The sequence below is a fragment of the Legionella erythra genome (genome assembly GCF_001467615.1).
In the GTDB taxonomy this organism is placed as follows: Bacteria; Pseudomonadota; Gammaproteobacteria; order Legionellales; family Legionellaceae; genus Legionella_C; species Legionella_C erythra.
In genome coordinates, this window is record NZ_LNYA01000032.1 from 1 (window position 1) to 21,277 (window position 21,277).

Genomic DNA, 21,277 nt, shown 5'->3' on the forward strand with positions numbered 1-21,277 from the left:
CCCTGATCTTTTTCTTGCACCCACTTGATCTTTTTCTTACAGCGTTTTAAAAATCAGGTGCGTTAGCCCTGGTAAAAACCGCAGGTCAAGGCATGTCAACATTATGCACTAAGCTTTTCCTTTTTATTCAGCATGCAGCATCAACCGCCTCTTTTCCCGCATTAAATTTGAATGCCAAGGCCGCAAGAGGCAAGTAAGCCAGGGCCAAACTGGGTATAATGCCCATGAATCCTTTCTCAAGCATAACGGCAATAGGGAGCAACCAAAACAGGTTAATGAGGATAACACCCACGGTAATCGGCCAATGCTTACCATAATATTGCACGGCGTGTTGATACGCGTGAGTACGATGCGCCTCCAATAAACGAGCCCCCCGCAACCCACGCCGGATAAGCGTTAACGTCGCATCGGTGAAAAAAACTCCAGCCAGAATAAACCAGCACCAGAATAGCCGCTCCTGAACCATAGCCGCCTGAAGGGAAAGAATACTCACGGAAAAACCAAGAAAGCCGCTGCCGGCATCGCCCATAAAGATACGGGCTGGGGGGAAATTCCAGATTAAAAATCCCCCTACCGCCGCCGCCAGTAACAAGGGAAGCGCTAATAACTCTCTATTTCCCTGTAAAAAATACAACAGGCTGCCGCCTATACAAATACAAACCGTTTCGGCCGCAGCCAAACCGTCAATGCCATCCATGAAATTAAATAAATTCAATCCCCATACCAAATAAAAAACAGCGAGGATCTGCCCTGTCCAAAGCCACTCCCGATGCGATGAAAAAAGAGGAAGATTTGTAAAATTATCTAATAATAAAACCGCACCAACTGCCAGGGCAAAATGACCAATAAGACGATACACTGCCGGCAGCTGGTATCTATCATCAAGAAAACCCAACACAGCAACCAGAAGTCCCGGCCCCATGAAAATAAAACCCATTGACGGGGTGATCCGCTGCTTAATCAGAACGAATCCGATGGCCGCGAGAAAGCAAATCACAAAAGCAATACCGCCGCCACGCGGAGTTGGTATGGTATGCGAACTTCGTGCATTAGGAATATCCAGGAGATTGGTGGTTAAAGCATAGCGCCGAACAAGGCCGGTTGACGCGCAGGAAAGAATAAGAAGAAAACCATAAGAAGCCATTGGAATCATTGCGTGTCCTGATTAAAAAATTTCATTTTCATTCCATTGCCAACAATGGTATTTTTATAAAAAAATAATTATAACAGCATGATGCAACTAACAAAATTAAATGCATGGATTAATTTACAAAATCAGGTGAAATCCATCCACCAGACGTCAATACCTGAGCTGAAAAAAATTCATCCCAACCGCCACCAGGAATTGATCGTCTCCAATCGCTTGATTACCCTGGATTTAACCAATCAACGGATTAATCAGCCTATTTTACAAGGTTTGCTTGAATTGGCAGAAGCGCGAAAACTACGCGAACACATTCAGCAACTGGTGCAGGGCGACAAAGTCAATCGAAGTGAAAACAAACCTGCCCTGCATACGGCGCTGCGGCAATTGCAGGATGACCCGGTTATTGTCGATGGCCGTAATATCCTCAACGACATTCATGAAGCCAGAGAACAATCCCGGCAGTATGCAGAAACCATTCGTCAAGGCAAGTGGCTGGGGTTTAGCGGTAAAGCGATTAAAGACATTGTCAATATCGGGATTGGCGGTTCGGATTTAGGTCCGCAATTTTGTATCGATGCGTTAAAACCTTATACTGCACGGCATTTGCGTTACCATTTTATTTCCGACGTGGATCCCCTGTCGTTTGATTCAGTCGTCGCCCAGCTCGATCCAGAAACCACCCTATTCATCATTTCATCAAAATCCTTTACGACCCGCGAAACCCTTTACAATACCAATAAAGCCATCGCCTGGATTGGCGATCGTTCGCGCATGGATAAGCATTTTATCGCTGTAACGGCCAATATTCCCAAGACCAAAACCTTAGGCTTCAATCACACCCTGCCTATCTGGAACTGGGTGGGGGGACGCTACTCTCTGTGCTCAGCCATTAATCTTATAACCATGATCGCCATTGGATATGAACATTTTATTGACATTCTTGCTGGCGCATTCAGCATGGACCAGCACTTCTTACATACAGATTTTAGTCAAAACATGCCCGTCCTTCTCGCCTTGGCCGGGATTTGGAACATTAATTTTCTAGACATCAATAATTTGTTGCTGCTGACTTATTCTCAACGCCTTGCCTATTTCCCCCATTACATCCAACAACTGGACATGGAAAGCAACGGCAAATCCATCAATCACGCCGGGGAACGAGTGAACTATCACACCGGCCCGATTGTTTGGGGCGGCTTGGGTAATCAGGCGCAACACAGCTATTTTCAGTTGCTCTGCCAGGGAACCCATCGCGTGGCGATTGATGCCCTGACTATAAAAGAGAATGACGGGGAATTAATTAATCAAAGCTGCGACATGAAAGTGACCGTTCTGACGCAAGGGGTCGAATCAGACACCAGCCCCCATGCAGCCATTCCAGGCAATGTGCCGCTCACCAGAATAACGTTGGAGGCTTGTTCTCCCTTTGCCATTGGTGAGCTTATTGCTCTGTATGAACATAAAATTTACACTCAGAGTGTGATTTGGGATATTAATCCCTTTGATCAGCCCGGGGTTGAAAGTGCCAAGCAGTATTGTTTCGCGGAGTAATAAACGCTATAACCTTATCTATTTAGCACAATCGATGCCAAATCATTAGCCATATCGACAGCGCGTTTTTCTATTTGCACTTGCGCACGCTGCATGAGCGTCGTAACCTGAGCCTCCTCCTGAGAAGGAAAAAGGGTGTGCCTGGCAATCTGAGTACCATGGATTATTAACCGCGCTGTATACAATGCAGTGTCCGCAATGCCTGGAAATTCTGATTTGGTTTGCATAATGATTCTAACGAACAAATGAAAATAATATTATCATAATGACAAATTAATGGTCAATTATTTCGCAGTCTTTAAGAAAAAAATAATTTGTCGTGCCCGCGCAGGCGGGCAACTATTCATATCGCGAAGTCGCTTTGGTTGACCTCAAACCATGATCTGGGCATTCATTCCAGAAACGGCTTTACATCAGGCACATAGCGAACATGTTTGCCCATGCATTGTTTAATGGTCTTTAAGTGCTCTTTAGTCCAGTCAATGGTTCGCTGCAATCCTTCCGGCAGTGAGACCTGGGCTTTAAAGCCAAGTTCACGCTCTGATTTGCTGGTATCCCCATGACGCTTGCCGGAGCGATCCCAGTTCCTTGGCGGGAGTTTATCAAGGGCTGCTTGATTGCCCGTGATTTCATTTATCATGGTTGCCAATTCAAGGATCGACGTTTCCACACCCGAAGCAATATTGTAAACACCGCCCTCCTTGCCTTTTAACGCACAGGCAATCAAGCCATCAACAATGTCATCCACGTAAATAAAGTCACGGGTAGCAATACCGCCGTTGTCCAATGGCAAAGCCTGATTGTGCAGGGCTTTGAAAATGAAAGTAGGCGTTACATTACGCCAAATAGTATTGGCATTGCCCCGCCATTGGCCAGCACCTAAAATTTCACCCGGCCCATACACGTTTTGAAAACGGGCTTTGACAAACGGCATGTTATAACGCATGAAATAATAGTTGCCGTAAAATTCGCCAAATATTTTTGACATTTGGTAGGGGCTATCGAGGTACAGAGAAACATCTTCCTGCTCCACAGTAGCCTCTGCGTAGTCAAATGTTTTCTTGGCCACAACGCAACCGGCAGAGGAATAAACCACCTTTTTAAGTGACTTGAATTTGCTGATGCGATCAAACAGTTTTAATGTGGTCAGCGTATTGTTTTCATGATCTTTCAAAGGATCTTCAATGGAACTCTGGTTACCATGATAAGTGGCTAAATGGAAAACGTAGTCCAAATCCTCAGGCAAACGATACAAAACCGCATCGTCAGTAATGGATGCGTGAATAAATTCCAGATTAGGGTGGGTGGCGACTCGGGTAATATCAGCCGATAAAAGATTATCAACCACAATGACTTTGCTGGCATCAGAAGCAAGCAATTTATTGGTTAAGTTACTGCCTACGAAGCCTGCCCCGCCGACAACAAGTATTTTTTTTCCAGAAAAACTGGTCATGATGTTCATCCTCAATGCTTTTTCTCAAAAAAAGAGCAGGCTAAGCCTGCTCTTTCTCATCCCTAAGCCTTTACGCTGGCTCTGTTTCTTCAGAACGCAGATGGGTAAAGGTTTGTTCAATGCCGTATTCTTTATAATAATCAATTGCGGCTTTAACACCATTGACCAACGGGGTCGATGTTTTCCAGGAGAAATCCTTGTTGGTTCGGGATGGGTCAAGCAGGATGGTGAAGGCATCGTCTGGGTGACGGGGACGCACTTCCACTTCTTTATCCAGTTTGATGTTGAGCGCAGCTAATGTCGCATCGAACAATTCTTTGATGGAGTAATCGCTGCCAGAAGAAATGTGGTAGTAACCCTGACCTTGGCCATCCACTGCACGTTCTACGCAATCCACTAAATCGTTGATAAACACGAAGTCACGGCGGGTATCCATCACAAAGCACGCCTTGCCGGATGTCAGGCGATGGTAGAAAGTTGGTAGCGGACCACTGATGTTTCTGGGGCCGTACGCATTGGCTAAGCGGAAGGAAACAAAGCTTAAGCCAGACAATTCAACATAATGTTCAGCGGCTGTCTTGCTGATGGCGTAACTGCTGCCGCGCGCATCGAAATGATGATCCAGTGAAACCGGTTGCTCTTTGGGATTTAAGCCATAGCAAAGTGCAGTCTGGAAATAAACAATACGCTTACAGCCCGCTTTCTTGGTGGCATTGATAACGTTAATCGTACCCAACACGTTGGTTTTACAATCTTCAACCCAGTTGTCTGGATCTTTGTAGGAAGCCGCTGCATGCACAACAACATCCGGTTTGAATTCGGTAAAAATCCGTTCCATGGCTGCGGTGTCAGCAATGGTTTGCTCAATCGTCTGCAGGTTGCGGTGAGGTTTTAAATTGTCGCGGCGACCGGTAGAAAAGTTATCGATAACCAATACTTCGTCATTTCTGGCTAATAATCTGTCTGCCAAATGCGATCCGACAAAACCGGATCCTCCTGTAATTAACACTCTCATTCACTTTTCTCCTATGGTTGCGTATTCATTATTGTGATTCAGCATGGCACGATAAGTATGGGCTTGATCATGGAAGACCTGATGCCACATTTCGTAGCATAAAAAGCCCCAGACTTTACGGCTGAATTTGCCGGAATCGTCAATGGTATTAATAATTCGCTGGTAATCAATAAAATTGTCTTTCCTTGACAACCCGGTGTGCAGGATATCAAAAACAAACTCTTTCAAATCGCCGCGAATCCATTCGTTTAAGGGAACCGGAAAGCCCATTTTGTCTTTACGATTTAATATTTGCTTGGGCAGAACATTGGCAAAAGTCTGCTTTAACATATGTTTCATGCGGCCATCGGCAAATTTTACATTCGCGGGAACAGTCGCTGCAAACTCAATCAAGGGATAATACAGGAAAGGCACGCGTGCCTCGAGACCATGAGCCATGCTGACCCGATCTTCAACATGCAGCAGGCTTGGCAGCAGGCATTTGAAATCAAAATGCGTCATGCTGTCGAAATAGGATTCTGCCTTTTCGAATTTTGCCGCATTGAATACTTCAATGAATTTATTGTAAACGTGTCCTCTTTCGGCCGCAGTCAACGTCACCTCGCCATCAAGGTCCATGCCACGGTCCACCAGGGTAAAGTAACGCTTTTCCAGAGGCTCAAACAGCCCATGGCTCCAAAAACGCTTAAGCAGGGGTTTATAAGCATTCAGCACTTCGAGATTGGGAATAATGGATTCCGCCGTCACCACGAAATTGCCTTTTTTGTAATTGCCCTCAATGGCCGCCTTCATGCATTGCTCGAAATAGGCAATCAGGTAACGGGCATAACCGCCAAAAATTTCGTCCCCACCCTGACCGCCAAGCACGACTTTAACCTGCCTGGACGCCATTTCCGAGACCATGTATTGGGGGAACACGCCAGGTCCTGCGACCGGGAAATCAAGGTGGTAAATGATTTTACGGAACATGTCGGCAAAATCCTGGGAGGTGATGTCGCGAACCTGCAATTTGGTGCCGCAGAGCTGCGCTGCGTATTGCGCATATTCGCTTTCATCATAGGCCTTGTCTTCAAGAAAACGGCCATGGAAGAAAGGCAGGGCCTCGCCCTTTTGTTGGGTCGCTAAAATACCAATTAAACTTGAGTCAACCCCACCACTGACATAAGCGCCGATGTTGACATCTGCCCGGGTATGCAATTTGACTGATTCATGGAGAATCTCTTCGAGTTTATTGTAAAAATACTTGGGCGTATGATCGTAATCAATGTGGTAATGCACATCCCAAAAACGCCATACCTTCTTCCCTTCAGCACTGATCACCATGGCATGAGCGGGCTCTAACTGATGAACCCCTTTGAACAGCGTGCGGTTACCCATGGGGTATTGGAAAGTAATATATTCCGCAAAAGACTGCCGCTCCGTTTTAATCGACGGCAGGAAAGGCAATAAGGCTTTGCTTTCGGAAGCAAAGTAAAATGCATGGTCCTGTTCGGTGTAATAAAAGGGTTTGATGCCGAAATGATCGCGGGCGCAGAATAATTTTTCACCATCCCAAATGGCAAAGGCAAACATGCCTTTGAAATGCTTGACGCAATCAACGCCATAAACCTTGTAAGCCGCCAGAATCACTTCCGTATCGGAACGGGTAGTAAAGGTCCAGTGGGCGGCAAGCGCCTGCCTTAACTCGACATGATTATAAATCTCGCCATTATATACAATGACGTCACCGGTAGGGGCCACCATGGGCTGGTGAGCATGTTGCGACAAATCGATAATGCTTAGGCGACGGTGCGCCAATCCCAGGGTTTTATGCTTATTCGTCCAAATCCCTTCATCATCCGGCCCGCGATGGGCAATCAGCTTGTTCATCACCTGCAGTTTTTTCTCAAGCTGTTCTACAGCAGCGGCCTTAAGATTAAATATTCCCGCTATACCACACATAGGTACCTATTCCTTTATTTATTTTTTTACAATCTGATACATCGCTGTTAAATACTTAGGCAGGCATCAGTGGCTAAGGATAATAGCAATCCCCTCTCCATTGGTCAAACCATGCTAGCCTTTATTAACCCATGGTTTTCCCGTAAATACGCTGGTTTAAGTAAGCGATGAATTTGAGCGTCGCATATTCTACCGGAGCCTCTGCTATTTTAGTGTCCCTGTCAGGAATCAATTCAATGTTGCGTATCACCCCATAACAAATTTCATTAGCTTTTGTAATAGCCAGCTCGCTTTCTGGTCTTATTTTTATTAATGTTTTGCCAATCTGGACGGGATAGACACCGGAAGATGTCTTTAAAAAAGATGTTTTACATAACCCACCCTGCCTCTGAATATCCACTATCGCTTCCATTGGGTAAGGCAGGTTTTCAAATTTCATTCGCAAAGGTGGGGTTACGAGGGAATTGGCGCCAATGTACCTTGGTAGACCATCCAGTTTGACCTGGTTGTTAATGAGGGGAACCATGAGGAGTCCGCCCTTGTTTCTTAAGATCTGCAGATGCTTGCTCTGTAAATACTCCAGGGGATCATAGACAAAGCGGGTATATTTAAAATGCAGATACCAGCTATTAATGCCGGACATCACCTGTCCCTCGTGGTTAAGCACTTCTTCGAGAGATAAAAGGCTGGATAAATTATTTTTCTCTTTTACCCAGATACTCCCCCAGGTAATATCAACATAACGCCACTTGTTGGCTATTTTAACCTCAGCTGCCGCATGACTGCATGGGCGTTCCTGATCGTCAATGTAGTAAAAATCCACAGGACGCGCATCGACTTTCAGTAACTTCATAATTTCTAAAAACATCGCCTGGTGGTTGCCGCAAATGCCATAACCTCTTTTTAGCATCTGTGATTGCTCGTTCATTGATAAAGCCAAAGCCCCCTGACTGGTTGAAGCCAGATAGTTATAGCGTCCTGATCCAGCGAGGGTCTGAACAAGATTCATCGCTTCCAAAGCACGATAAATGTCCAGGTCATCTTTAGACAGATTATCGCTTAACGAATGATTAATGCCCTGCACAGCATGTTCCGTCATGCAGGCATTCTGTTTAAATGCGTCTTTATATTGACAATAAAGCTTCGTCTCAGGCTTGCCCGCCAGAACCGGGCTGATTAGACTGATGAGAAGTCCCAAGAAAATTCTCAATCGTACTTGCCGGTTGAGCCTGAGAGTCAAATCCATACTGTATCTCATTGATGTTTATCAAAACACGGATAATAAATGCCTGAGATAAGATTGGCAATTCTCTGTTGTTATTTCCCACACACAACTGGACAACATCCCGATGAGACATTATCATTCCGTGTCAATCACGGAACTTATTGCAACCTACCCAGGTTAATTTTCTTCAAAGAGAGTATCGCTGCATGAACACTGGCCAAGGATATGCTATCTCTTGTGAAAACTTATCCAAAGAATTTTATATTATCGATGAGCATTTGAACTGGCGTATCGTTTTTCGCGATAAAAATACTCCTTTCTCCGCATTTCAAGCTCTCTCTGATGTAAGCCTCAACGTGCCCAAAGGAAAATTTGTTGGCATTCTGGGACGTAATGGCGCAGGTAAAAGCACCTTATTACGCATTTTAGGCGGCGTCTATGCGCCGACGAGCGGCGTTATCCATATCAAAGGGGAAGCCAGCTGCCTGTTTGAAATGGGAGGACTGGGCAATAACCGGCTTACCGGCCATGCCTATGCGGATCGCTTTCTTGACATTTATGGCATCAATAAATTCCAACGCCAGCAACTAGTCAGAAATATTCAGGATTTTTCAGAGTTAGGCAAGGATTTTCATAAACCCATTTATTCCTACTCGTCCGGTATGGCCGCAAGACTTTACTTTGCCACGGCCACCGAATTGCAGCATCAAATCTACCTGGTTGATGAACTTTTATCCGTCGGTGATGAACATTTTCAGGCAAAATGCTGGAAGCGCCTGCGGGAACGCTTTTCCAATGGCGCATCAGGGATTTTAGTTACCCATGACTGGTCTGCCGTCATTAAGCTGTGCGAATACGCCTACATTCTGGACCAGGGTCGGATAGTCACCGGTGGGCGTGCCGATGTCATCGTGCAAAAATACCTTGATCTGCCTTTACCGAACCGGGAGCTTGCCGAAATCATCCCGTCGTCAACACCCTATGTTGCTCAAAGCGGCAAGGATTGTCATCTGGCATTCGATATTTTACTCAAACAGCCTGTCCCTCTTGCGGTGAATTATTCCATTGAGCGGTTTCGCGGCGGCCATGGCTGGGAAATTATTTTACTGAATGACGAGTATGTGGAAATTCCCTGCCGTAAAGGGGTCAATCCGGTATCCATCCGTATTCCCAACCTCCCGCTTGCCGCAGGCGACTATTATTTCAATCTTTTCTTAAAGTCACTCAATCCAGCTGTTGATAACCTCAAACTGGACAGCCGCAGCTGGACTTATGGAAACGGTATTCCATTACAGGTTAAGGGCAAAAATGCCAACGCCTCTGTTCATTTACCCTGGCGTACGCAGGTAAGGATTAAGCAGCATGACAACGCCTCACATTGAAATCAAAAACCTGTCCAAAATATTTTATTCACGCCTGAGTGATAATCTGCACAAGGTGGGCTCGGGATTACCCCATGAAGGAAAAGATGACAAAATTGCCCTGGATAACATTAATTTAAGTCTGTGTTCCGGTGAAACCATCGGCATCATCGGCCGCAATGGCGCTGGCAAATCGACCCTGCTTTCACTAATTGCCGGAATTGCAAGCCCAACCATGGGCGATCTGATCATTGAAGGTCACGTGACCGCCGTCATGACCCTGGGGGTTGGCTTACGCGAAGATTTAACCGGCAGAGAAAATATTTATCTTGATGGCGAAATCCAGGGTAAATCACGGGAGTCGATGAATGCCCTTATGGATAACATCATTGAATTTTCCGAGTTGGGCCACTTCATCGACAAGCCAGTAAAAACTTACTCCACCGGCATGAAATCCAGGCTGGCCTTTTCCATGCTAGTTGAAATCGAACCCGAGATTTTAATCATCGATGAAGCCCTGTCGGCTGGTGATATTTTCTTTGCCCAAAAAGCCTCCCGCAAAATCAGGGACATTTGCGCAAAGGGCAAAATCGTCATCCTGGTTTCCCATTCAATGGGAACTATCGAATCCATGTGTAATCGCTGCCTGTGGATGGAAAAAGGGCGCATTATTATGGATGACGTGCCGGCTGCCGTGACCCAGGCTTACTTAAAAAAAATCCGGGAAGAGGACGAGCATACCGATACGCATCATGCGCGTTTTGAGCAATCCGAGGTTAATCATGAGGCTACCTATCAGATCAAAAACGTTATTTTCCGATTAGCCGGCAGCGATTATCCGCAAACCATCTTTCACACCCAGGATCATTTTCTTACGGAAATTACGGTTGAACGGCTTCGTTTTGGTAAAGGCTCGCTTACGATGGTGATTGAGCGCATCGACGGGATTATTGTTTATCAGGAAACCATTGATTTAACCGGCATTGAACCGGATAAAAAGCTCGAATTTCAACTGGAATTGTCATTAAATCCCCTGGTACTGAATAAGGGTTATTACCAATTGAAATTGCAGGTCAATGAAGGCACGGTTTGCAGTAATCATTTTACTCGATTATTTGAAATTAAAAATAATTGCATGCCAAGCGGTGGTAGTCCCCTGCTTCATTACCCCGCAGAAATTAGTTTAGTTAATAAGGAAACGCCGGTATGTTCGGATTCGATAGAACTGATTACTCAATGATTTATAATTTTTTTAGGATTAATCTTAAAGATCGGTATCTGGCCTCCGCGCTGGGTGGCATTTGGGCTATCCTTAACCCCATCATCATGCTCAGTATTTTTACCTTTATTTTTGGCTTTGTTTATCGCGCCCGGTTACCCGGTGCAACGACGACGCTTTCTTATGTAGTCTGGTTAATCAGCGGCTATGGACCCTGGCTTGCCATCAGCGAAGGGCTTCTTAATTCCGCCAATTCCATCGTATCCAATACTGGCATCGTAAAAAACATGGCGTTTAAAACCGAAATTTTACCGATATCGTCTGTTCTGATTTCCATTATCCCCCTGCTGGTGAGTCTGGTTTTCTTAACCCTTATCATGATAGCGGATCATAATAGGCCTTCCTGGGAAGCCTTAATGGTTATCCCGGTCATCGCCATCATGTACTTTTTCATGTTTGGACTGGGTTTTTTCCTTTCTGCCGTGACTGTTTTTTTGAGGGATTTAGCCATTGTTCTGCCTAATATTTTGATGATGATTTTATTCGTTTCCCCTATTTTTTACACAGTCGAATCCATGCCGAGACCCATTCAAATCGCCTCTGAATTTAATCCATTTTATATTCTTACAGAAGGCTTTCGTCAGCCACTGGTCTATCATACAATACCCAACCATTTAATTTATGGCTTAATTTACGTTTCAGGAATAGCAGCCTTATTGTATTTTTTTGGTTTGTCACGGTTTAGGAAAATCAAAGGCTACTTTACCTCTGTTATATAAATACAATAAATAATCAGTAAGGGAATAACATGTCAGCGAATATGACTCAGGACGAAATTGACAGGCAAAATCAAAACTACTGGAATGAATTATGTGGCAGCCCTCTGGCTCAATACCTGGGTGTTGTTGACTCCAGCCCATCCAGTCTGGCTATTTTTGATGATTATTATCTGACAGTTTACCCCTACCTCAAAAAATACCTTCCTGCCGTATGCATAAAAGGTAAAAAAGTGTTGGAAGTTGGTCTGGGTTATGGCACGATGGCCCAGTATTTGGCCGAAGCAGGGGCTGACTATCATGGCCTTGATATCGCCAATAATGCAGCGGGTATGGCACGACACCGGTTACAACAAGTGGGGCTGGCGGGCGATGTGCGAGTAGGCAGCATGTTGGAATGCCCTTTCCCGGATAATTATTTCGACCTGGTTGTATCAATTGGTTGCTTTCACCATACGGGCAGCGTCCAGAAATGCGTCGATCAGGCCCATCGCATACTAAAGCCAGGCGGCAAAGCCGTGATTATGGTATATAATAAATTTTCCTTCCGGCAGTGGACGCGTTGGCCTATAGCCACTGTACGTAATCTTTTACAGCAATGGACTGGCTTTAAAAACCTCTCCAGAAAAGTAACCGTCGCGCAGCGTCACGCCTACGATGCCTCCGTGGACGGTCAAAAGGCGGCGCCTGAAACCGAATTTTTTTCAGTGAAGGAATTAAAATCCATTTTTTCTGATTACACAAGCGTGCAAGTCACTCGGGAAAATTTTGACGATTATGATGTAGTCCGATGGAAGAATATTCCTATTATTAAAATGGGTTCACGTGCTGATTATTTAAACACCCGATGGTGTCGACATCTGGGCTTGGATCTTTATGTCGAAGCGATAAAATAACCTCAATCCTGGCTTGATAATTTGATGGATAAGACTATGAAGCTAAACATATTATTTTTGTGTAATAAACCAAAGTCAGCTACTGACGCAAATACTATTATCGATCACATTTCAGCTTTTGAAGATTACTCCCAACATCATGTCTTTACCTATTCGAATGTTGGTGATATTTCCCCCCGCATCCAATTGGAACAATTTGATGCAATAATGATTCATTATTCCATTTCACTGGTGAATGATTATTACATTTCTCCCCAGTCAAAGGCTCTTCTGCGTGATTTTACCGGTTTAAAAATCATGTTCATCCAGGATGAGTACAGACAAATCAATAAAATTGTTTCTGAGATTGATTATTTAAAGATTGATGTGCTTTTCACCTGTTTCCCTCCAGAGGAAATGAGTAAAATTTACTGTCCATCCAAACTACCTTTTTTATCCCTATACAGCAATTTAACCGGTTATATTCCTGAAAGACTGCTTGATTTTCCACCCGCCCGTATCCCGTTGACAGCACAACGTGAAATTGATGTCGGTTACCGCAGTCGTAAAGTACCGTATTGGTTAGGTCAATTAGGTTATGAAAAATGGCATATTGTGGAACAATGGCAGCAGTTGGCTGAAAAAAATAGCGGCCTTAAAACGGACATTTCTTACTATGAGCAGGATAGAATTTATGGAGATAACTGGGTCAGATTCCTCCTTACCTGTAAAACGACGTTAGGGGTTGAAAGTGGTGCCAGCATCATGGATTTCACGGGGCAGTTGCAAACACTGGTTGACTTTCATCAAGCGACTTACCCTGACGATTCATTTGAAAAAATTCAAAAAATCTATCTCCGGGAGCATGAGGGCCTGTACAAGCTCAATCAGATTTCACCCCGTTGTTTTGAGGCGATTGCCTTAAAAACAGTCTTGGTTTTATATGAAGGCGACTATTCAGGTATTTTAACGGCCGGACAGCATTATATCCCCCTTAAAAAAGATTTTAGCAACATTCAGGAAGTCATTGCCAAAATTAAAAATACGGCTTACCTGCAAGCGATGGCCAATAAGGCGTATGAAGACATTGCACTCAATAGCCAATACCATTATTCAAGCTTCATTCAGCGTTTCGATGACATCATCACGAACGAATTCAAACAGCGAGATAAAAGAAAAGCCGCTCAACCTTACCAGCCCGATGACTTACAAACGTCGCTATCTGCTTTTGACTTCCCTGTTGCGGAACATCCATTCGAGGAGGTGAAAAGGAAGGTAGCTATCCGACCCATCCTCAGCCGGGCGTTGCATTTGCTCATTAATCGGTTCGCACAAAGTGCCACTTTACGAAAATTTAAATTTTTCCTCACGCAACGGGTTGTTATATTCAACCCGCTCTTACGAGTCATTAAACGGCGCCTGTTACAACTTATTTAGGAGAAGCTGTTTAGCTGTTCCGGCTTAAATTTCCGCATTGTCGGTTGGGAAGCAAATTCGTTGCCCGCAACCGGCGGGCAGGAAAATTGACAGAAAAGTCAGATTTTAGCCGGACTGTTTGATGAGTCTGGACTTTAAATAAGTCAGGTAGCGATGAGCCCCTTTAAAAAGCAGCTTAAAACGTTCGGGAAGACTGTGTTTGTTATCAGCAAGAAGTTTAAAGAAATTCATGAGAATGAATGTTAATTCCGTCGTACTTCGTCTCACGGCGTTAAGCCAATGGTGTTTTGACAATTTCTCAAACTGTTGCTGAACAACATCCAACCGCCCCTGTCGTGGATGCTCTATCTGCATCAGCAATTCATCAGCAATTAAATTGGAAAAAACATGCTGACTGTATTTGTCTGATAAAATTAAATCATCAAACGTTTTATCGACCATGCCCTGCAGAAAAGCAGTATCCCGCAGGCGGGCCAACACCTCATCCAGATTGGAAAAATCCTTTTCGAGCACAATATAGTGCTTGTCGGCTTCACAAACCCCGCTGTAGTACCCTGGAAACATAATCATCGCAGTTCTGGTGGCAGCAGCCTCAAATACTCGGGGTGAAATGGCATTATAAAGAATCTTGCCGTCGTAAGGTTTTAATACTTGCTCATACAGTTCAGAAAAACTCGCCTGTTTGTTTTTTTGCAGATAATGATTGGTTTTTTTTATAACACGCCCATCAAAATCCCATATGCTGGCACCACTTTCGGTACCCAGAACCGCTTTGGAATTTTTAAGAAGTGTTAACCAGGCCTCTCCATAAACGCGATTGGACTCTTCAAGGCTTATGTCCAACCGCAGGCGGCTACCCGCTACCCGCTGGCAAAATTGTTCGGCTATCCATTGTTTCTCATAAGCCAGACTTCCCAACCAATAATCACAGCGTCTTGCGCGGTAGGACACATCGAGCGGCCGTTCGGCAATATCGGGTGATTGATAGGTTTTCATCGCTTCTTGAACATAGCCAGTCAGCACCGTGGTTTTTTTCAAGCTTTTTAAGCGGGGATCCGGGTAAGCGATATCGATAACGGATTGATTCACCAGGGTAAAAAGCAGATTAAATTGCAAACGGTACAGGTACTCCTGTACTTCGTTGACCTTCTGGTATTCATCCTGCAGAAAAAGAAATTTTGTACCCTGATAATCCATCAGTCTTTTCTTTAAACTGGCAGAGAGATAATAATGCGTGTAGGGCTTTATCGAGTAATGGATGCCAATCGCATCAAAAACCGATAAGTCCAGCTTATCAATGGTTTTACAGACCAGTGGATTTAGGATATGCCAATGCAATTTCTTACTGGACGTGACAGCGGCAATATGATCCTGCACAGCGCCCGCTGGGTGCGTGGTGTCAGCGAGAAATAAAACCTGGGGTTGATTCATGACCGCAATCCATTCATTTAAACTGATAATATTTTTTCTTAAGCATTTTAATGGTCGTTTGTGGTTTTAAAATGCCCTTAATTACCTTACGCATACTCAAGGGCAGTCGTTGATAGGTTTTCATACCTAACCTAAACAGCCGGGTCTTCAAAGGAACATGCCGTATAATTTTTCTAAACTCATCGGGTTGGTAATAGCTGCCTGAGAGAACGTAATCGCGTTGGTTGAATTCTTTATCAATGACCTCATCAACGAGACGTATAAAGGATTGATAGCTGTATTGTCCACCCAGAGCGATTTCGTCATAGGTTCTATTCACCATATTCTGAAGATAATCGTCATCTTTTAATTTGCGCAAAACATCGCCAATGTTACTAAAGTCTTTTTTAAGACTGATGTAATGCCTGTCAGGAATTAATACGCCGGAATATTCTCCTTCATATAAAATCAAAGCCGTCTTTAAGGCAATCGCTTCAAAACAGCGTGGGGAAATCTGGTTGAGCTTGTATTGCCCTTCGTGTTCACGCAAATACAATTGTTGCACGTCCTGAAATGAAGCATGAGGATGAGTTAACTCGTAAGCCTCAACCTCCTTTTCCAACTCCCCAGTAAAATCCATGACGCTTGCGCCGCTTTCAACCCCTAAAGTGGCCTTGCAACGGCTTAAAAATTCAATCCATTTCTGCCCATAGAGGCGATCGCGTTCATGGTAAGATACATCACAAATCAGGTTTTTCCCTTCAGTATGCTCTTGCCATTTTTCAACAATATTCCACTTCTCATAGGCTAACTCGCCAAACCAGGCAGACAAACGTCTGGCTCGATATCCTGCATGGATAGGCCTGTTTTTTATGGGCGGCTGCTCTTTAAACTGTAAAAGACGCTCAGGAATATAACCCGTCAGGTTATTGTATTTCGATACCTTGGGTAAATCGCTTGTCCTGTAGATACGCTCCATTTCACCTTCAGGGAAGCAAGTAAACAGAACATCTACATCCAGATACTGCAATTGGCTGACCATATGATTGATCTGTCGGTATTCATCCTGGACAAAAATAATTTTTAATCCCTGATAATGACGCAGCCTTTCTTTCGCATGCTGGGACAGGTAACTATTATTCAATATACATAAGGAGTAATGAATAATAATAGCATCAAATTTCTGCAAATCCAGTTTGGGACTCAAGTCGCCCAGATTCGATAACAGCCAAATGCGATGTTTTGAATAATCGGTAAATGCATCAATGTGATCAATGATCGTATTGGCATCATTCCCAACGGGGGGTTTGTTGCATAATAACAAGATGTTTAATTTCATGGTTAACTCATACTAAAAGGACTGTTACTGCCATCCCTTGTAAAACAGGCTGTGCAGTATGGATAGACCTGCTTCGCTTTCATGGTGGACAGGAAGCCATCGATCATCAAGTGGACTGTAATTCTGATAAATTAACTGGATGCCTTGCTCGGCAAACAATTCATCATTCTGATAACCGCCTGCTCCATGACCACAAAGGTAAGCTTCTGCGTCGACCTGTTTGAGTAGTTCAATGAGCAGCTCAGTAGCATGCTGACTATGGCTCAGCTCTGATTGCCTGACAAACCGTGTTTTTAATCCCAATAAAGCAGCAATGACTGTCACCGCATGCATATTATATTGCGCAAGCGAAGTGGTATTGAAATCAAGCAAAGGCTCTATTTTCGCCATAACTTCATCATAAAAAGGCGCTTTTTTATAATTAAAAAACAAAGACTTTTTAATTTTTTTAATATGGAAATCTTTATCTGAAAAAAAGACATCCTTAATTAATTGAGTCCCCGATTCTTTTTTAATCGGCAGCCCATACCAGGATGGCTCCTTATTATTCAGCAATTTAACCCGATTACACCAGGAACCTGACCCGCTGCCGCTTTTAGGATAGGCCACTTCATCCAAAAAGATAAATACGTCGGCTTGCCTTATTTTGTCGAAATAACCATTCCAGGGAAAAAAATTAGGCTGGTGGATTGCGCAAACGACCATTTGATTATCCAAATACCTTGTGCCGGTATTATTCCGGCACGATCAATTAATCTTTAATGGCAACAATAGTGATACCGGAAGGTTCAACTATCTCCCGGACTATGCGCATCGAGGCTTCATCACACCAGCCCCTGACCTCCTCAGGTGTATGACGATGGGCATTTTTAGGCGCATACCAATCGTAATTAATATGATTCATTTCTTCCAGATTTAGTTTGGAATCATAGTAGGCCTTAAATACATGCCAATAAAAGAAACGCTGCAGATTAATTTTACCGGCAGGAATATCCAGAAGTTTAATCTCTTCAGGAATATCAATGGTAATATCCAAATCGCCCAATAATTTTCCAAGTTTGGTCAAGGGCCGTAACGCATCCCATCCTTCCTCAGGATTCATAGGCTGTAGTTGTTCACGGATGTAGTCATCGACAAACTCGCGAATAGGTCCTTTTTTATTATAAACATAAAACAAAAACATCCCTTTCTTCTTTAATAACTTAGCCAGGGACAAAAAGGTATTGCGCGTCGAATCCGTATGATGCATAACACCTTCGGAAAAAATCATATCCACTGTACTGGGCTTCAAGGGTAATTTTTCTATATTGGCCTGCATAAACGCTGCATCTCTAACTTGACGGCTTTCAAAACGCTGACGACAAACATCGACTGCAGTTGAAATATCAATACCCAAATAATGAATGTTTGAAAAATTATCTTTCCAATATTCCAGAGCAGACAATCCAGCCCCGCAACCCGCATCCAGCACAATTGGTTTCGATGCAAAAGAATTAACATAAGGCGTCGGCTCAGCATAGCGTTCAATTAACCACCGGCGAGTACGAGTTACCATTTCCTCTGATTCAAAGCTATCTCGCTGCGACCATTTAAAACCAAAGGCTTCCTGAGTTTGCTGTTGAGCATTAGAGATGGAGTCCTGAAAGCGAACAACACCATTGGAATAGGTTAATCTTTCTTTTTTACTCTCCGCATCAAGATCGAGAATTTCAGAAAACCAATCCGGTAGAGACAGGGTGTCTAGCCCAATATTTTTCAAGCTTATTGGTTTCTCACACACCTCGCTCATCGTACGCTCCTTTAATAATTATTGACGGTAAATCAGAATGTCCATACACGAAAAAATGAATTACAGGTTGTAATTTCATGACTTATTCTTATAATGGGGCTAATGATATGAGAGTATTAAATGATTGTAAATAACACGCCGACTCCCTGATCCAATGCCTAACCAACTTGTCACATTAAGACCTCCGCTTCCCGAAGACAGCAAAAGCTATTTTAACTGGATTAATGACCGCGAACTGGTACTTCACAACGCAGATTTTAAACCGGTTTCCTGGCAAGAACATGAGCGCTGGTTTAATCATTTAAATGAATTGCCGACCAGCCTTTTTTTTTCAATCGTTGAAAATGCCACTCAATTACTTATCGGCTCCTGCTCATTAAGGAACATAGATACTCAACAGGCAGAGTTACAGATTCGCATCGGCGAACCCCACTTTCACGGGAAAGGGTACGGGACAGCGGCGGTTCGTTTATTGGTTGCTCATGGATTCTCAAAGCTTAAGCTTGAATGCATTTATCTTCATGTATTCTGCCGTAATGTCCGCGCTATCAAGGCCTATGAAAAATGCCACTTCAAGATTGATAGTAAACTGGAGAAGGCTGCATTTATTGATAACCAATACATTGATATGTTTCGTATGTCAGTCAATCGCGATTTAATTCAGAAGTTGTAAATCCCCGGCTAACAACCGGCTGTAGATTTGATCAAACCGTTTCGCTGCTACTGTATCGGAATGCCATTTTAGGCAAAATTCCCTGCTTTTCTGACCTATTTCAATCCTTTTTTGTGGGTTCAGGATTAAATCCCTTAGGATGTCCTCCACCGTATCCGGCAGAGCACTGATAATGGGCAATTCGTCTGCGCACTCCGGCAATTCCGCTCGCAGGGATTCAAGCCACTCAGGGCGGATATAGCAAATGACCGGTTTCGCCAGCATCATGGCCTCCCGCGCCGTCGCACCGTACCAGCCGTAAGAAAGCATATCCAGGAAGATATCGGCTTGAACCTGATAGTAACGAATATCCCTGTTTGCTATGCCTTCGGGAGAAATAAGTTCAATTTTTAAGCCTTCATCCTGAAATTTTTTAATCAGGGGAAGGTAAACATGAGTCGACTTGATATTGACGCCACTTTCCTTCGTTCGGTCTCGTTTATTACCTACCGCGTGGTAAACATACGTTTTCTCTTCATCGTTCCTTATTTTGAAATTTTCAGGCACCTCAATGTCGGGATGCCAAATCTCCGCGTTTAAACAATAGACTTCAGGTACTTCATGGACTGTAGGTGCAGCATTATAATCTGTCCGATTGCCGCCGAATAAACATTGATAATCGGCTATCTGATTACGAAATATCCCCCATGCCAGATTTTTTGAATCACTGCACACATCCTTTTGGTGCTTCCAAATACAAATATTACAAACCGGGGTCTTATCCCATTTCGAAAAGGATGATTGTGAAACACCATCCAGGCAACCATTATTGGTATAGACAATTTTTTTATTCAGCTTTTTTAAAACATGAATCTCATACGCTTCACCAAAGTTGGATTTAAACCAGCTGCTTATGGAGGTACCGAATTGTATTCCATTGGTATTGCTGAAATGAAATACCTCATACTGCAGGAGCGATTTTAAATAAAACTTTAAATCGGTATACAGGGAACCCGTGCAATTGATTCTGAAATCTTCGCCATGATAATAAATTTGCGAATGAGGATTAGAATCCCAATTCAAGACATCCGCTCTCCATCCCAATTGCCGCAGGGCACGTGATAAATACCAACCGTTGTAATAGCATTGACCGGCAAAGAGGACAGACTTTCGTCGACCAAACAGCCACCCTCGAACTTTTACATACGAGCTGATAAAAGCAAGCGCCATTTTGATTAAGGATTTATCGTATTTTTTTAGAATTTTACTGGAAAGCAAGCTGTCATTCCTCTTGTTGTCGTTTAATCAAGGATTAACCTATATTCTTACGGCCGTTTTCCGCCAGCAGTGCATCATAGGCCGCCATAACCGCCGCAGCCCTTCCTTCAACAGCCCGTAACACCCTGGCACGGGGCAGCATGGGCGTTTCCTGCCACCACCCAGGATGCGTTAACACGTGCAAGCGAGAATCACTCGCCTCCTCCAATATGTTTTTTAAGCGTCTGAAGCGCCAGTAGCCATTAGAATCGGAACAATACGAGATCTCATTTTTAAAAAAACTGGAATAACAATTTATCAGTCCCCCATAACTTGCCTTTTCACAGTGCAAAATGGCTTTGAGGGGGTTATGAAAACTGAATACCTCAATACCTACGTCAAACCAGTCTTCCAACCATTTTTTTTCATGAACTATCAATTCATCCAGTTGATCTTCCGAGGTCACATCATAATAATCAGCATCAAAATGTAAACCTATCTGATGCCCCATCTGAATGATTTGCCTGATAATATTTGATTGGCTTTTTTCAAGCAGATTATAAAATTCGCAGTGAGGATTTATAAAATAGGTTGCAGTAATCGATTCTTCCTGTTCGATTTGAGCCACACGCAAAGCCCGATTTAGAGAGAAATCGCAATCATGCCGCCATAAAACATAGTTTTCAGCCGAATCCAATTGATTATAAGTAATGAACTTATAATTCGATTTAGCCAATCTTAGTAAATTTTTGTACTCATTGATAGTAAAGTCATCTATATGATATTGCAGACCTTTATCGCTGTTTAAATCCACATTCATTGGGCGCATT

19 protein-coding genes are annotated in these 21,277 nt (G+C 43.6%); 7 read left to right on the forward strand and 12 right to left on the reverse strand.

What is annotated here, in order from left to right:
• Window positions 1-127: 127 nt before the first annotated feature.
• Entirely contained in the window at window positions 128-1,153 is a 1,026-nt protein-coding gene (locus Lery_RS09930; RefSeq protein WP_237759207.1) for an MraY family glycosyltransferase, read from the reverse strand.
• Window positions 1,154-1,231: 78 nt separating this feature from the next.
• Here Lery_RS09930 and pgi point away from each other — a divergent pair, with 78 nt between their 5' ends.
• Window positions 1,232-2,698: a glucose-6-phosphate isomerase gene (gene pgi / locus Lery_RS09935; RefSeq protein WP_058527112.1), complete on the forward strand. Its 1,467-nt coding sequence runs from the start codon at window positions 1,232-1,234 to the stop codon at window positions 2,696-2,698.
• Window positions 2,699-2,712: 14 nt separating this feature from the next.
• Here pgi and Lery_RS09940 read toward each other — a convergent pair whose 3' ends face one another.
• The 5 genes from Lery_RS09940 to Lery_RS09960 form a co-directional block, all read right to left on the reverse strand.
• Window positions 2,713-2,925 carry a hypothetical protein gene (locus Lery_RS09940; protein ID WP_058527113.1) on the reverse strand — a complete coding sequence of 71 codons (213 nt, stop codon included), beginning with the start codon at window positions 2,923-2,925 and terminating at the stop codon, window positions 2,713-2,715.
• 164 nt (window positions 2,926-3,089) lie between these two features.
• Window positions 3,090-4,151, reverse strand: coding sequence for an NAD-dependent epimerase/dehydratase family protein (locus Lery_RS09945; RefSeq protein ID WP_058527268.1), 1,062 nt, complete (start codon window positions 4,149-4,151; stop codon window positions 3,090-3,092).
• Window positions 4,152-4,221: 70 nt separating this feature from the next.
• Entirely contained in the window at window positions 4,222-5,166 is a 945-nt protein-coding gene (locus Lery_RS09950) for an NAD-dependent epimerase/dehydratase family protein (protein WP_058527114.1), read from the reverse strand.
• On the reverse strand, window positions 5,167-7,107 hold the full coding sequence (gene asnB, locus Lery_RS09955) for an asparagine synthase (glutamine-hydrolyzing) (protein ID WP_058527115.1): 1,941 nt from the start codon (window positions 7,105-7,107) through the stop codon (window positions 5,167-5,169).
• A gap of 124 nt (window positions 7,108-7,231) precedes the next feature.
• The gene (locus Lery_RS09960; protein ID WP_058527116.1) at window positions 7,232-8,353 is read right to left on the reverse strand and encodes a transglutaminase-like domain-containing protein; all 1,122 of its coding nucleotides are present in this window, start codon (window positions 8,351-8,353) and stop codon (window positions 7,232-7,234) included.
• A 185-nt stretch (window positions 8,354-8,538) separates the two neighbouring features.
• Here Lery_RS09960 and Lery_RS09965 point away from each other — a divergent pair, with 185 nt between their 5' ends.
• Genes Lery_RS09965 through Lery_RS09985 form a run of 5 tightly spaced genes read left to right on the forward strand, consistent with a single transcriptional unit; the run spans window position 8,539 to window position 14,000 of the window.
• Window positions 8,539-9,714: an ABC transporter ATP-binding protein gene (locus Lery_RS09965; protein WP_058527117.1), complete on the forward strand. Its 1,176-nt coding sequence runs from the start codon at window positions 8,539-8,541 to the stop codon at window positions 9,712-9,714.
• Entirely contained in the window at window positions 9,695-10,933 is a 1,239-nt protein-coding gene (locus tag Lery_RS09970) for an ABC transporter ATP-binding protein (RefSeq protein WP_058527118.1), read from the forward strand. Before Lery_RS09965 ends, Lery_RS09970 begins: the two co-directional genes overlap by 20 nt.
• A complete protein-coding gene (locus Lery_RS09975; protein WP_202814036.1) occupies window positions 10,930-11,691 on the forward strand; it encodes an ABC transporter permease in 762 nt (253 codons plus the stop codon). The genes Lery_RS09970 and Lery_RS09975 overlap by 4 nt, the downstream gene beginning before the upstream one ends.
• 29 nt (window positions 11,692-11,720) lie before the next feature.
• Window positions 11,721-12,584, forward strand: coding sequence for a class I SAM-dependent methyltransferase (locus tag Lery_RS09980; RefSeq protein WP_058527120.1), 864 nt, complete (start codon window positions 11,721-11,723; stop codon window positions 12,582-12,584).
• A gap of 36 nt (window positions 12,585-12,620) precedes the next feature.
• Complete coding sequence (locus tag Lery_RS09985; RefSeq protein WP_058527121.1) at window positions 12,621-14,000, forward strand: hypothetical protein; 1,380 nt, start codon at window positions 12,621-12,623, stop codon at window positions 13,998-14,000.
• A gap of 105 nt (window positions 14,001-14,105) precedes the next feature.
• Here Lery_RS09985 and Lery_RS09990 read toward each other — a convergent pair whose 3' ends face one another.
• The 4 genes from Lery_RS09990 to Lery_RS10005 are packed head-to-tail and all read right to left on the reverse strand — an operon-like array spanning window position 14,106 to window position 18,508.
• On the reverse strand, window positions 14,106-15,431 hold the full coding sequence (locus Lery_RS09990; protein ID WP_058527122.1) for a hypothetical protein: 1,326 nt from the start codon (window positions 15,429-15,431) through the stop codon (window positions 14,106-14,108).
• A 13-nt stretch (window positions 15,432-15,444) separates the two neighbouring features.
• Window positions 15,445-16,749 carry a hypothetical protein gene (locus tag Lery_RS09995; protein WP_058527123.1) on the reverse strand — a complete coding sequence of 435 codons (1,305 nt, stop codon included), beginning with the start codon at window positions 16,747-16,749 and terminating at the stop codon, window positions 15,445-15,447.
• Between the two features lie 24 nt (window positions 16,750-16,773).
• Window positions 16,774-17,454 (reverse strand): WbqC family protein, encoded by a 681-nt coding sequence (locus Lery_RS10000; protein WP_058527124.1) that lies wholly within the window; start codon window positions 17,452-17,454, stop codon window positions 16,774-16,776.
• A gap of 46 nt (window positions 17,455-17,500) precedes the next feature.
• Window positions 17,501-18,508: a class I SAM-dependent methyltransferase gene (locus Lery_RS10005; protein WP_237759208.1), complete on the reverse strand. Its 1,008-nt coding sequence runs from the start codon at window positions 18,506-18,508 to the stop codon at window positions 17,501-17,503.
• A gap of 184 nt (window positions 18,509-18,692) precedes the next feature.
• Between Lery_RS10005 and Lery_RS10010 the strand changes: the two genes are divergently transcribed.
• Window positions 18,693-19,211 carry a GNAT family N-acetyltransferase gene (locus tag Lery_RS10010; protein ID WP_058527125.1) on the forward strand — a complete coding sequence of 173 codons (519 nt, stop codon included), beginning with the start codon at window positions 18,693-18,695 and terminating at the stop codon, window positions 19,209-19,211.
• On the opposite strand, the gene Lery_RS10015 is transcribed toward Lery_RS10010, so the two are convergent.
• Entirely contained in the window at window positions 19,194-20,468 is a 1,275-nt protein-coding gene (locus Lery_RS10015) for a glycosyltransferase (protein WP_058527126.1), read from the reverse strand. The two genes, Lery_RS10010 and Lery_RS10015, sit on opposite strands and share 18 nt — an antisense overlap.
• Before the next feature lie 34 nt (window positions 20,469-20,502).
• Window positions 20,503-21,267: a polysaccharide deacetylase family protein gene (locus tag Lery_RS10020; protein WP_202814037.1), complete on the reverse strand. Its 765-nt coding sequence runs from the start codon at window positions 21,265-21,267 to the stop codon at window positions 20,503-20,505.
• Window positions 21,268-21,277 lie beyond the last annotated feature (10 nt).

Bases quoted from the DNA above. Each gene is read 5' to 3' on its own strand.
- Lery_RS09995 (WP_058527123.1), bottom strand. From the start codon at position 16,749: ATGAAATTAAACATCTTGTTATTATGCAACAAACCCCCCGTTGGGAAT.
- Lery_RS09990 (WP_058527122.1), bottom strand. From the start codon at position 15,431: ATGAATCAACCCCAGGTTTTATTTCTCGCTGACACCACGCACCCAGCG.
- Lery_RS09975 (WP_202814036.1), top strand. From the start codon at position 10,930: ATGATTTATAATTTTTTTAGGATTAATCTTAAAGATCGGTATCTGGCC.
- Lery_RS09930 (WP_237759207.1), bottom strand. From the start codon at position 1,153: ATGATTCCAATGGCTTCTTATGGTTTTCTTCTTATTCTTTCCTGCGCG.
- pgi (WP_058527112.1), top strand. From the start codon at position 1,232: ATGATGCAACTAACAAAATTAAATGCATGGATTAATTTACAAAATCAG.
- Lery_RS10020 (WP_202814037.1), bottom strand. From the start codon at position 21,267: ATGAATGTGGATTTAAACAGCGATAAAGGTCTGCAATATCATATAGAT.
- Lery_RS10000 (WP_058527124.1), bottom strand. From the start codon at position 17,454: ATGGTCGTTTGCGCAATCCACCAGCCTAATTTTTTTCCCTGGAATGGT.
- Lery_RS09945 (WP_058527268.1), bottom strand. From the start codon at position 4,151: ATGACCAGTTTTTCTGGAAAAAAAATACTTGTTGTCGGCGGGGCAGGC.
- Lery_RS09940 (WP_058527113.1), bottom strand. From the start codon at position 2,925: ATGCAAACCAAATCAGAATTTCCAGGCATTGCGGACACTGCATTGTAT.
- Lery_RS09985 (WP_058527121.1), top strand. From the start codon at position 12,621: ATGAAGCTAAACATATTATTTTTGTGTAATAAACCAAAGTCAGCTACT.
- Lery_RS09960 (WP_058527116.1), bottom strand. From the start codon at position 8,353: ATGGATTTGACTCTCAGGCTCAACCGGCAAGTACGATTGAGAATTTTC.
- Lery_RS09965 (WP_058527117.1), top strand. From the start codon at position 8,539: ATGAACACTGGCCAAGGATATGCTATCTCTTGTGAAAACTTATCCAAA.
- Lery_RS10010 (WP_058527125.1), top strand. From the start codon at position 18,693: ATGCCTAACCAACTTGTCACATTAAGACCTCCGCTTCCCGAAGACAGC.
- asnB (WP_058527115.1), bottom strand. From the start codon at position 7,107: ATGTGTGGTATAGCGGGAATATTTAATCTTAAGGCCGCTGCTGTAGAA.
- Lery_RS09980 (WP_058527120.1), top strand. From the start codon at position 11,721: ATGTCAGCGAATATGACTCAGGACGAAATTGACAGGCAAAATCAAAAC.
- Lery_RS09970 (WP_058527118.1), top strand. From the start codon at position 9,695: ATGACAACGCCTCACATTGAAATCAAAAACCTGTCCAAAATATTTTAT.
- Lery_RS09950 (WP_058527114.1), bottom strand. From the start codon at position 5,166: ATGAGAGTGTTAATTACAGGAGGATCCGGTTTTGTCGGATCGCATTTG.